Genomic DNA, 12161 nt, shown 5'->3' with positions numbered 1-12161 from the left:
GGAAATCATGAGCGACACGAAGGAATGGACGTTCCCGGCCTCGTTCGGCCAGGAGCGGATCTGGCTGTCCGGCCAGCTCGACCCCGCGTCCCCGGTGTACAACCTGCACTGCCGGGCCCGGCTGGACCGCCCGCTGACCGCCGCGCAGTGGCGCACCGCGCTCGGCGTCGTCGTCGGGCGGCACGAGGCGCTGCGCACGTCGTTCCGCATGGACGGTGGCGCGCTCATGCAGGTGGTGCACGCCGAGGTGCCGATCGAGCCCGAAGTACACGACTTGCGGGATCTGCCCGCCGAGGCTCGCGGCGACCGGCTCGCCGAACTCGTCGGCGCTGTCGTGCGCGGGGCCATCTCGCTCGACTCGCCGCCGCCGTGGCGGGCCCAGCTGTGCCGCCTGGCCGACGACGAGTGGGTGCTCACGTTCGTCGTGCACCACACCGTGTTCGACGCCCGTTCGGTGCTGGTGCTGGAGGCCGAGCTGAGCGAGGCGTGCGACGCCGTCTTCGAGGGCCGCGAGCCGAAGCTGTCCGAGCTGGCCATCCAGTACCCGGACTACTCGGCCTGGCAGCGCGGGCAGCTCGAAACGTCCTCCGAACAGCTGGACTACTGGCGGACGCAGCTCGCCGGGCTGCCGCCGGTCCACGGCCTGCCCACCGACCGGCCGCGTCCCTCAGCACTGACGTTCGCCGGTGACCAGGTGGACTTCGCCCTCCCGGACGGACTGATCGGCCGGGTCGGCGAGCTGAGCCGGGAGCTCTCGGCGTCGCCGTTCATGGTGCTGCTGGCCGGCTACGCGGCACTCGTGGCACGACTGTCCCGAGTGGACGACGTCGTCGTCGGCGTCCCGGTCGCCGGCCGCGACCTGCCGGAGCTGGCCGACCTGATCGGCATGTTCGTCAACCAGATGGCCGTACGCGTCGACTGTTCGGGCGCGCCCGCGTTCACCGAGCTGGTCGGCCGGGTCCGGACCACACTGCTGGAGGCGATCGACCACAGCCAGGTGCCGTTCCAGGTGGTCGCCGAGGCGGCCGGGGCCGAGCGCGACCCCGGCGTGCAGACGCTGTATCAGCTCGGGTTCAACTTCCTGCCCGACTCGGGGCTGGAGCCGGTCCGCTCGGCCACCGCGAAGGACGACATCGCGATCGACCTGACCGCCGTGGACGGCAGGCTCGTCTACCGCACCGATCTGTTCGACCGCGAGACCGCCGAAGCCGTGGCCGAGCGGTACCTGCGGCTGCTGACTTCGGCGCTGGCCGATCCGGCACAGTCGATCGCGGACCTGTCGCTGCTTTCGGAGGTCGAGCGTGAGCTGGTCCTGACCGGCTGGAACTCGGCGGAACCGTCCACAGTGTCTAATTCGGACGCCACGACCGTGCCCGCCCGGTTCGAGGACCAGGTGCGGCGGACCCCGGACGCACCCGCCGTAGACCTCGGTGGGGTTCGCCTGACCTACGCCGAGCTGAACACGCGGGCCAACCGCGTCGCACACCGGCTGCGCGAGCTGGGCGCCGGTCCCGGCACCGTCGTCGGTGTCTGCGTGCCGAACTCGGCGGATCTGCTGACCGGCCTGCTCGGGGTGCTGAAGAGCGGCGCGGCCTACGTCCCGCTCGACCGGGCCAACCCGGCCCCGCGGCAGGCGCTGATCCTCGCCGACGCGGGTGTCCCGTTCGTGCTGGTCGCCGGAGAGTCCACTTTGGACACCAAGACGCTGGCCCTGGACGATCCGGCCGAGTGGTCCACCGCGGCCACCGAGAACCCGGAACCGGCGGCCGGGCCGGGCGACGTCGCCTATGTGATCTACACGTCGGGCTCGACCGGGCGGCCCAAGGGCGTCGAGGTCGAGCACCGTGCCGTCGACACGTACCTGGCGTGGGCGCGTGAGGCGTACCCCGGCCTGGCCGGACGGGCGCTGCTGCACACGTCGCCGTCGTTCGACCTCACCGTGACGACGCTGCTCGGCACCCTCACCGCCGGGGGCGCGGTGGTCGACGGCGGCAGGCCGACGTTCGTCAAGGCGACCCCGACGCACCTCGCCGTCCTCGCCGAGGAGCTGTTCCCGACGGGTGAGCTGGTACTCGGTGGCGAAGCGCTGACCGCGGAAGCCGTTCAGCCGTGGCGAGAGCGGCACCCCGGCACGCTCGTCGTCAACGAGTACGGACCGACCGAGGCCACGGTCGGCTGTGTCGTGCACCGGATCGAACCCGGGGACGAGCTGCCGTCCGGACCCGTCCTGATCGGCCGTCCAGTGCCCGGTACCCGCGTGTACGTTCTCGACGAGCGGCGGCAGCCGGTGCCGCCGGGTGTTCCCGGCGAGCTGTACGTCGCCGGGCCGCAGCTCGCTCGCGGCTACCTCGGGCTGCCGGACCTGACCGCCGAAAAGTTCATCGAGGGTCCGTCCGGCCGCATGTACGCGACCGGCGACCTCGTCCGCTGGCGCCGCGACGGCACGCTCGACTACCTCGGCCGCATCGACGAGCAGGTGAAACTGCGCGGCTACCGCATCGAACCCGGCGAGGTCGAAGCTGCGCTGCGCGAGCTGCCGGAGGTGCGGGACGCGGCGGTGGCGGTGCGCGGCGACACGCTCGTCGGCTATGTCGTCGGCAGCTCCGAGGGAGCGGCCGAAGCCCTGCGGAAGACGTTGCCGGACTACCTGGTGCCGACCCGGTTCGTGACGCTGGACGCGCTGCCGATGGCGGCCAGCGGCAAGCTCGACCGGGCCGCGCTGCCGGATCCCGAACCCGGTGAGGCGGTGGCGTACGTCGCACCCCGGACCGCCGCCGAAGAACTCGTCACCGAGGTGCTCGGCGAGCTGCTCGACATCGGTGACCTCGGCGTGCACGACGACTTCTTCGCCCGCGGCGGCAACTCGCTGCTGGCGATCCGCGCGATGTCCCGGCTCCGCAAACAGCTCGAAGTCGACATCCCGGTGCGGGGGCTGTTCTCTTTCACCACCGTCGCCGAACTCGCCGCCGAGATCGAGCGGCGGCTCGCCGAGGACCTCGACCAGCTCAGTGACGAAGAGGTCCAGCGCCAGCTGGCCGAAGGCGAGCTCTCATGACCACGATCGACGAAACCAGCGGCGCGGCCGCGCGCCGCGCCCTGCTCGAACGACGGCTGCGACGGCGCACGGAGCCGGCCGCGACCATCACGCCGCGCGGAGGCGACGCCGTCGTCCCGCTGTCCTATCAGCAGGAACGCGTCTGGTTCATGGAGCAGTTCGCGCCGGGCACCGGGTCCTACCACATCCCGGTGCCGATCCGGCTGACCGGACGGCTCGACGTCACTGCGCTTCAGTCCGCTTTGGACACCCTGCCGGTGCGGCACGAGGCGCTGCGGATGCGGTTCCCGGCAGGCGACGACGGACAGCCGACCGTCCACATCGAACCGGCGGTCACGGTCGGACTGTCCATAGTGGATGCCGGAAGCGAGGAGGCGGCCCGCGCCGCCGTCGACGCCGCCGCGGCCGAGACGTTCGACCTGGCCACGGGCCCGCTGCTGCGCGCGACCCTGGCCCGGGTGTCCGACGAGGAGCACCTGCTGGTCCTGTGCACGCACCACATCGTGGGTGACGGCTGGTCGGTCGACCTGCTGCTGCGTGACCTCGCCGCGCAGTACCACGCCCTGAGCTCCGGCGGCACGGCCGAGCTGCCCGCGCTGAGCATCGGGTACGGCGACTTCGCGCATTGGCAGCGCCGCACGCTCACCGGTGACGAACTCGACCGGCAGCTGGAGCACTGGCGGGCACAGCTCGCCGGGGTCGAGCCCCTGGAGCTGCCCACCGACCGGCCACGGCCCGCCAAACAGAGCTTCGACGGCGCGATCCACGAGTTCTTCGTCGAGCGCGACCTCGCCCGGGCTCTTGGCGAGCTGAGCCGCGGGCACGGTGTCACGCTTTTCATGACCTTGCTGGCCGCCTACCAGGTGCTGCTGGCGCGGTACTCGGGTCAGGACGACTTCGCGATCGGCTCGTCGTCGGCCGGGCGCGGTCTGCCCGAGCTCGAGGGCGTGGCAGGCATGTTCATCAACATGCTGCCCCTGCGGGCCCAGCTGGAGGGCGACCCGACGTTCGCCGAGCTGCTCGACCGCACCCGGCGGCACGTGCTGGACGCGTTCGACCACGCCGACGTCCCGTTCGAGCGGCTGGTGAACGCGCTCGGCGTGCCCCGCGACGTCAGCCGCTCGCCGGTGTTCCAGGCGATGTTCGTACTGCAGAACTACGAGATGGGCCGGATGGGTGCGGCCGGGCAGTCCGCTGTGGACTTCCGCTGGCTGCCGATGGACCTGCCCGCGACCCGGTTCGACTTCGAGTTCCACGCGATCGAGATCGAGAGCGGGCTGATCGGCAAGTTCGTGCACAACACGGCGCTGTTCACCGCGGACACGGTCGCCGGGATGGCCGGGCGGCTGGTCACGCTGCTGCGCTCGATCGTCGCCGATCCGGACCGGAGACTGTCCGAATTGGACATTCTCGACGCCGGGCAGCGTGAACTCGTCCTGGAGCGCTGGAACGCCACGACGGCCGAGTTCCCGCAGACGACGCTGCACGCGCTCGTCGAGGAGCAGGCCGCCCGGACGCCGGACGCGCCCGCGGTGACCTTCCGCGGCGCGTCGCTGACCTACCGCGAGCTGGACGAGCGGGCCAACCGGCTCGCGCACCGGCTGCGTGGCCTCGGCGTCGGGCCGGGCGTGCTCACCGGGGTGTTCGCGGAGCGGTCGTTCGAGCTGGTCGTCGCACTCCTCGGCGTGCTGAAGGCCGGTGGCGCGTACGTCCCGCTCGACCCGGAGTACCCGGCCGACCGGCTGGCGTTCATGCTGCGGGACGCGGCCGCACCCGTCGTGCTGACGCAGGCGGCATTGCGCGAAACGCTGCCTCCGGGTGACACGACCGTCATAGTTCTAGACGACCCTGCCGAGACGGCGGGGCAGCCGGGCACCCCGCCCGAGCCGCTCGCCGGACCGGAAGATCCGGCGTACGTCATCTACACCTCGGGCTCGACTGGCCAGCCGAAAGGCGTGCCCAACGGTCACCGCGGCATCGTCAACCGGCTCGACTGGATGCAGCGCGCGTACCGCCTCGACGGCACCGATTCGGTGCTGCAGAAGACCCCGGCCGGTTTCGACGTGTCGGTCTGGGAGTTCTTCTGGCCGCTGATCACCGGCGCGCGGCTGGTGCTCGCCGAACCCGGTGGTCACAAGGACGCCGCGTACCTGCGCGAGCTGCTCGCGTCCGAAGGCATCACCACCGCGCACTTCGTGCCGTCGATGCTCACGCTGTTCCTGGCCGAGCAAGGCGTCGAGAGCTGCACGGCGCTGCGGCGGGTCGTGTGCAGCGGCGAGGAGCTGCCGCTCGACGCGGCCCGCGAGTTCACCCGGCGGCTGCCGGACTGCGAGCTGCACAACCTCTACGGCCCGACCGAAGCCGCCATCGACGTCACCGCCTGGCACTGCACGCCCGCCGCGCTCGCCGAGGTCGCGTCGGTGCCGATCGGGGCGCCGATCCAGAACATCCGGATCTACGTCCTCGACAGTTCGGGGCGGCCCTGCCCGGTCGGCGTACCCGGCGAACTGCACATCGCCGGTGTCGGCCTCGCCCTCGGGTACCACAACCGCACGGAGCTCACGGCCGAGCGGTTCGTGCCCGACCCGTTCCACAGTGGACGGATGTACCGGACCGGCGACCTCGCACACTGGCGCCCGGACGGGACGATCGCGTTCCTCGGTCGGATCGACCACCAGGTCAAGCTGCGCGGCCTGCGCATCGAGCTGGGGGAGATCGAGACGACCTTGCGCGCCCAACCAGGTGTGCGCGACGCCGCCGTGATCGTCCGCGAGGACACGCCGGGGGACAAGCGGCTGGTCGGGTACGTCGTCGGTGACGCCGAGCCCGGCGCGCTGCGGACGGCGCTCAAGCAGAGCCTCCCGGACTACATGGTGCCCCCGTCGTTCGTCCCGCTCGACGAGCTGCCGCTCACCCCGAACGGCAAGCTCGACCGCAAGGCGCTACCCGCTCCGGTCGCGTCCCGGGACGCGACCAAGGAGCTGGTCGCGCCGTCGACCCCGGTCGAGGTCCTGCTGGCCGGGATCTGGCGGGACGTGCTCAAAGTGGACGAACTGGGCGTCGACGACGACTTCTTCGACCTCGGCGGCCACTCGATGCTGGCCACCCAGGTGGTGGCGCGGATCGGCAAGGCGGACGCCGGCCAGGTCGGCGTCATGGATCTGTTCCAGCACCGCACGATCCGCGAGCTGGCGTCCTTCATGGACGGTGACACCGCCGACCGGCCGCGCCACCTGCTGTACGAGCTGACCAAGCCGACGGCACAGCGGACACTGACCTACGTCTGCTTCCCCTATGGCGGTGGCAGCGCGATCGTCTACCAGCCACTGGCCGACGCGCTCCCGGACGGTTACTCGCTCTACTCGGTCGCCATCCCCGGCCACGACGTCGGACTGTCCGAAGAGGCCGTGCCCTTCGACGACCTGGTCGAGCGGCTGGCCGACGAGATCCTCGACCGCGTCGACGGCCCGCTGGCCATCTACGGCCACTGCGGTGTCGGCAACGCACTCGCCGTCGCCGTCGCCCGGCTGCTCGAAGAGCGCGGCCGCGAGCTGGAGGTCGTCTACATCGGCGCGATCTTCCCGTTCGCCCGCATGAAGGGCGCGGTGGGCACGCTGCGCACCCGGCTGGAGAAGCTGCGCAGCAACCGGTACTACTCGAACTGGCTCAAGGGCATGGGCGTCGACACCGACGACCTCGACCCGGCGCAGGCCGACCGGATCATCACGAACATGCGCGCCGACAGCCGCGCCGCCGAGGAGTACTTCAGCGGCCTGCTCGACGCCCGCGTGGCCAAACTGCGCGCGCCGATCGTGTCGGTGGTCGGCTCCGAAGACCCGGTCACCGACTACTACACCGAGCGGTACCGGGAATGGGAGTTCCTCACCGACACCACCGCGCTCGTGGTGCTCGACCGGGCCGGGCACTTCTTCCTGCGCTACCGGGCCGACGAACTCGCGGAGATCGTCACGCAAGTGCACCCGGCACTGGACGATCCCGGCGAGCTCGACGTCCGGGCCCGCGGCGAAGACGCGGCCTGGGCGGTGCACGAGACCCATCGGGCGGAAGTGGACGACAAACCCACTGTGCGGCCGAGCATGGCCCGGTTCCTCACGATCACGGCCGGGCAACTGGTCTCCTCGACCGGCTCGGCGCTGACGTCGTTCGCGGTGCCGATCTGGCTCTACACCCGCACGGGCTCGGTCGCCGACCTCGGCCTGCTGTGGGCGCTCGCGCTGATGTTCGGCGTGCTCGTCCTGCCGGTGGCGGGCGCGCTGGTCGACCGCGGCGACCGGCGGCGGATCATGATCGCGGCCAGCGGCACCGCCGGCGGGATCCAGCTGATCCTGGCGTTGCTGCTGATCACCGGGCACGTCCAGCTGTGGTTGTTCTACGTGCTGATCCCGCTCGGCTCAGTGGCCGCTTCGTTCCAGCGCATCGCCTACCAGTCGTCGGTGGCGCAGCTGGTGCCGAAGCAGTACCTCGGCCACGCGATGGGCCTCGCGCAGCTGTCCACCGGTTTCGCCCAATTGCTGATGCCGGTGCTCGCGGCCGGGCTGCTGGCGACGATCCAGCTGTCCGGCATCCTGATCTTGGACATGGCGAGCTACGCGTTCGCGATCGTGGGCCTGCTGCTGGTGCGGTTCCCGGATCTGCTGGGCTGGCGCCCGCGCGAACCGCTGCTGACGGCGATCGCGGGCGGGCTGCGGTACTCGTGGAACCATCGCGGCTTCCGCACGATGCTGCTGTATTTCGCGCTGGCGAACGTCTTCCTCGCTCCCGCGCTGGTGCTGGTGTCGCCGCTCGTGTTGTCGTTCGGCTCGGTCACCGACGTCGCGCAGGTGGCGCTGGCCGAGGCCGTCGGCGCGGTGGCGGGCGGGATCGGGATGGCGCTGTGGGGTGGCCCGCGGCATCGCCGGATGGTCGGCGTGCTCGCCGGCAACATCGGGATCGCGCTCGGCAGCCTCATGATGGGCCTGCGGCCGTCGCTGATCGTCGTCGCGGCCGGTGTGTTCGTCCTGGCCGCCGCGATGTCCGTGTCGCAAGGCATCTACGCGACGCTGGTGCAGGTCAAGGTGCCGCAGCGGTTCCACGGCCGGGTGTTCGCGATCAACCAGACGATCACGTGGTCGACGCTGCCGATCGGATTCGCCGTGCTGGCGCCGCTGGCCGTCGGCTGGTTCTCGCCGCTGCTGGCGCCGGGCGGCGCGCTGACCGGGTCGGTCGGCGCCGTGCTCGGCACCGGTGAGACCCGGGGCATCGGGCTCGCCTATGTCGTCTTCGCGCTGATCCTGCTGCTGATCAACGTGGGCGGGTTCTCGATGCGGCGGCTGCGCCGGTTCGACACCGAGGTGCCCGATTCGCTGCCCGACGACTTGGTCGGGGCGCAGGAACGGGAGCGCAAGCTCGCGGGGAAGGAAGCCGCATGAGCACGGCAGTGCTGGTCAGGGAGGCCCGCGGGCACTGGGTCGGTGAGGTCGCGCCGTCGATGCGGGCGGCCGGGCACCGCGTGGTGCTGCTCGCCCCGCCGATGGACGCGGCCGAGCGGGCCACGCTGGCCGGAGTGGTGGACGACGTCATCGCGCTCGACGACGTCCACGACGCGGAAGCCGTCGCGGCGAAGGTCCGGGAGATCGGCGGCGGCGCGCTGGCCGGCATCTTCACCGGTTCGGACGGCGCCATCGCGAGCACCGCCCGCGCCGCGGAGCTGCTCGGGGTGGCACGCTGCCCGGCGTCGGTGTTCGCCTTGTGCGCGAACAAGTTCGCCGTCCGGGAGGCCCTCGCCGCGGCGGGACTGCCCGGGCCCGCCCACGCCCTGATCTCGTCGGCCGCCGAGGCGGCGTCGGTCGCTTCGGCGGTCGGGCTCCCGGCGATCGTCAAGCCGGTCAACGGGGCGGGCAGCAACCTCGTCCGCGCCGTGTCCACTGTGGACGAACTGGCGGCCGCGTACGAGCTGCTGGCCGCGCGACTGCCCGAGTCCGCGGATCCGCGCTACCACCGTCGACTGGGAACCCTGGACCCTTCAAAGACGTTTCTCGTCGAAGGTTTCCTGCGTGGCCCGGAGTACGCGGTGGACGTGCTGGTCCGCGATGGAGTGGCCGAGCCGGTCGAGATCCTCGACAAGCCGCTGATCGACGAGCGGAAGTTCGAGCTGGCGCTGTCGTGCCCGCCCGCCGGGCTCACCGCCGACCGGGCCGAGCTGGTCACCGCGGCGGCGGTCGCCGCCGTCCGCGCGCTGGGTCTCGACAACACCTGTGCCCACGTCGAGCTGATCGACGACGTCGACCGCGGCCCGACGATCGTCGAGGTCAACGCGGGCAGGCCTGCCGGGTCGATCATGCCGCTGCTGGCGAAGCTGCGCACCGGCATCGACGTGTTCGCCGAGCTGGCGGCGCTCGCGGTGGGCGCTCCGCCGCCGGTACGGGAACCCGCGAAACTGCCGATCCCGCTGGGCATGCTGATCCTCTACGCGGCCGGTTCGGGCCGGTTGACGAGGATCGGCGGACTCGACGAGATCGCCGAGCTTCCCGAGGTGATCGACGTCGTCACCACCGTCTCGCCGGGGCAGGTGCTCACCGACGAACAGGAGACCTACGCGGTCAACCTCGTCGTGGCGGGGTTCGCCGATCACGACGACCTCGCCGCCCTGCATGCGGAGGCGAGCAAGCTCGTCCAGCTGGAACTGGAGGACGTGTGAACACCGTGTTCGTGGTCCGGGAGACCGCCGGGCAGTGGATCGCCGACGTTGTGGCCGCCGTGCGCGCGACCGGGCTGGGGGTCGAACTGGTCACCCAGCCTCTGGAACCGGCCGAGCAGGCACAGCTGACGGAACTGGTGGACGGCTTCGTCGTCGTCGACGACGTCCGTGACGCCGAATCCGTGGCCGAGGCGATCCGGGCGCGGACCGAGCGTCCGGCCGGGGTGGTGACCGCCGCCGAGGGGATCATCGCGAACGTCGCCCGCGCGGCCGAGCTGCTCGGCGTGGCACGCTGCCCGGCGTCGGTGTTCACCGTGACGCACAACAAGTTCGCGGTCCGGCGGGCGCTGGCCGCGGCCGGGTTGCCAGGGCCGCGCTGCGCACTGATCTCCGCCGAGTCCGAGGCGGCGTCGGTGGCTTCGGCGGTCGGGCTCCCGGCGATCGTCAAGCCGGTCAACGGCGCGGCGAGCAATCTCGTGCGCATGGTGTCCACTGTGGACGAACTGGTGGCGGCGTACCGGCTGCTGGCCGAGCGGTTGCCGCTGTCGGAGGACGCCCGGTACCACCGGCTGATCGGTGGCGGGCCGTCGCCGATCGACCCGGTGAAGGTGTTCCTCGTGGAAGGCCTGCTGCGTGGCCCGGAGTACGCGGTCGACGTCCTGGTGCGCGACGGCGTCGCGGAACCGGTGGCCGTGGTCGAAAAGCCGCTCATCGACGACCGTAAGTTCGAGCTGGGCATGGTCTGCCCACCGCTCGAACTGTCCGAAAAGGACAGCGAACGGCTGTTCGCGGCGGCGGCGGCCGCCGCGCTCGCGCTGGGCCTGGACAACACCTGCGCGCACGTGGAGCTGATCGACGACGCCGAGCTGGGCCCGGCGATCGTCGAGGTGAACGCGGGCCGCCCGGCAGGCGGCGCCCAGCCGGTGCTGCTGAAGCTCGCGACCGGCATCGACGTCATCGCCGAGGCCGTGTCGCTGGCACTGGGCACGCCGCCGCCCGCGCGAGGTGCGGGCCTGCCGGTGCCGGTGGGCTACCTGATCTTCTACGCCGAGGGCACCGGGCGGCTGGTCCGCGTCGAGGGCACCGACGAGGTCGCCGACCTGCCCGAGGTCCTGGAGGTCGTCACGATCGTGCGCCCCGGCCAACTACTCACCGACGACCAGGAGATCTACGCGGTGAACGTGCTCGCCGCGGGGTTCGCCGACACCGAAGACCTCGCCGCGCTGCACGCCGAGGCCGCCAAGCTGATCCGTTTCGAACTGGAGGAATCATGACCGCCGAACTCGCGGCGAACCTCGGTCACATCGAGGGCAACGACCACACGAAGCTCACCGTGTACGCGGCCACAGGCCTGGACTGGGTACGCGCGCACCGCGAAGTGCTGCAGGACCGGCTGCGCGAGGACGGCGCGATCCTGTTGCGCGGGATGCCTGCCGACCTGGCGGTGTTCAACCAGGTCACCGAGGAGATCGGCGGCTTGCTGCTGACCTACACGGAACGGTCGACGCCGCGGTCGGCGGTCTCGGGCAACATCTACACCTCGACGGAGTACCCGCCGGGTGAGTCGATCCCGATGCACAACGAGAACTCGTACTCGGCGAACTGGCCGGACCGCCTGTTCTTCCTGTGCGACACGGCGGCCGAAACCGGCGGCGCGACGCCGATCGCGGACAGCCGGGCGATGTACCGCCTGCTGCCTGCGGACCTGCGCGAGCGGTTCGCGGACGGCGTCACCTACACGCGGGCGTTCCGCGAAGGTCTCGGGCTGACCTGGCAAGAGGCGTTCCAGACCGACGACCGCCAGGCGGTGGAGGACTACTGCACCGGCAACGGGCAGACCTACGAGTGGACCGACGAGGGCCTGCGCACGCGGCACGTGCGTCCGTCCTTTGTCACGGAACCGCACACCGGCGCGACGGTGTGGTTCAACCAGGCCAACCTGTTCCACGTCTCGAGCCTGGGGGAAGAGGTCAGCGAGGCGCTGCTGGACCTGTACCCCGAGGAAGACCTGCCCCGCAACGCGTCCTTCGCCGACGGCTCGCCGATCCCGCAGGCGGACCTGGCCAGGATCAAGACGACGTACGACGAGGTCAGCTACGCGTTCCCGTGGCAGCCGGGCGACATCATGGTGATCAACAACATGCTGATGGCCCACGGGCGCGAGCCGTTCACGGGCAAGCGGCGGACCCTGGTCGCGATGACGTGACCCGCGTGATTGGAGCCGGATCTCGCGTGATCAGAAGGCGAACTCCGTGATCCGTCTCTGATCACACGTGATCCGGCTCTGATCACGTGTGATCGCCCGTTCCGCCCGAACACGACACGTTCGACGGCTGACGGGTCGGCTCTTTTCACCTGCCAGGTGTCCTCGAGTCGTGACTGAAACAGGCCCGGAACGGGTAATCCTCA

At 71.0% G+C, this 12161-nt stretch carries 5 protein-coding genes; all 5 read left to right on the top strand.

The window, feature by feature from the left end:
• The first annotated feature begins 7 nt into the window (after window positions 1-7).
• Genes ACLJRM_RS42035 through ACLJRM_RS42015 form a run of 5 tightly spaced genes read left to right on the top strand, consistent with a single transcriptional unit; the run spans window position 8 to window position 11958 of the window.
• Window positions 8-3055: a non-ribosomal peptide synthetase gene (locus tag ACLJRM_RS42035; protein ID WP_410666228.1), complete on the top strand. Its 3048-nt coding sequence runs from the start codon at window positions 8-10 to the stop codon at window positions 3053-3055.
• On the top strand, window positions 3052-8484 hold the full coding sequence (locus ACLJRM_RS42030; protein ID WP_410666227.1) for an amino acid adenylation domain-containing protein: 5433 nt from the start codon (window positions 3052-3054) through the stop codon (window positions 8482-8484). The genes ACLJRM_RS42035 and ACLJRM_RS42030 overlap by 4 nt, the downstream gene beginning before the upstream one ends.
• On the top strand, window positions 8481-9752 hold the full coding sequence (locus tag ACLJRM_RS42025; RefSeq protein ID WP_410666226.1) for an ATP-grasp domain-containing protein: 1272 nt from the start codon (window positions 8481-8483) through the stop codon (window positions 9750-9752). The genes ACLJRM_RS42030 and ACLJRM_RS42025 overlap by 4 nt, the downstream gene beginning before the upstream one ends.
• A complete protein-coding gene (locus tag ACLJRM_RS42020) occupies window positions 9749-11026 on the top strand; it encodes an ATP-grasp domain-containing protein (RefSeq protein ID WP_410666225.1) in 1278 nt (425 codons plus the stop codon). Before ACLJRM_RS42025 ends, ACLJRM_RS42020 begins: the two co-directional genes overlap by 4 nt.
• On the top strand, window positions 11023-11958 hold the full coding sequence (locus tag ACLJRM_RS42015) for a TauD/TfdA family dioxygenase (protein WP_410666224.1): 936 nt from the start codon (window positions 11023-11025) through the stop codon (window positions 11956-11958). Before ACLJRM_RS42020 ends, ACLJRM_RS42015 begins: the two co-directional genes overlap by 4 nt.
• The last annotated feature ends 203 nt before the right edge of the window (window positions 11959-12161 follow it).

This window comes from Amycolatopsis sp. lyj-84, from assembly GCF_046549075.1.
Taxonomy (GTDB): domain Bacteria; phylum Actinomycetota; class Actinomycetes; order Mycobacteriales; family Pseudonocardiaceae; genus Amycolatopsis.
The sequence above is the reverse complement of the archived record's forward strand: the minus strand, read 5'-3'. Positions and strand labels throughout refer to the sequence as shown.

Excerpts from the sequence above, each read along its gene's own strand:
- ACLJRM_RS42025 (WP_410666226.1), top strand. The coding sequence starts at position 8,481 with ATGAGCACGGCAGTGCTGGTCAGGGAGGCCCGCGGGCACTGGGTCGGT.
- ACLJRM_RS42030 (WP_410666227.1), top strand. The coding sequence starts at position 3,052 with ATGACCACGATCGACGAAACCAGCGGCGCGGCCGCGCGCCGCGCCCTG.
- ACLJRM_RS42035 (WP_410666228.1), top strand. The coding sequence starts at position 8 with ATGAGCGACACGAAGGAATGGACGTTCCCGGCCTCGTTCGGCCAGGAG.
- ACLJRM_RS42015 (WP_410666224.1), top strand. The coding sequence starts at position 11,023 with ATGACCGCCGAACTCGCGGCGAACCTCGGTCACATCGAGGGCAACGAC.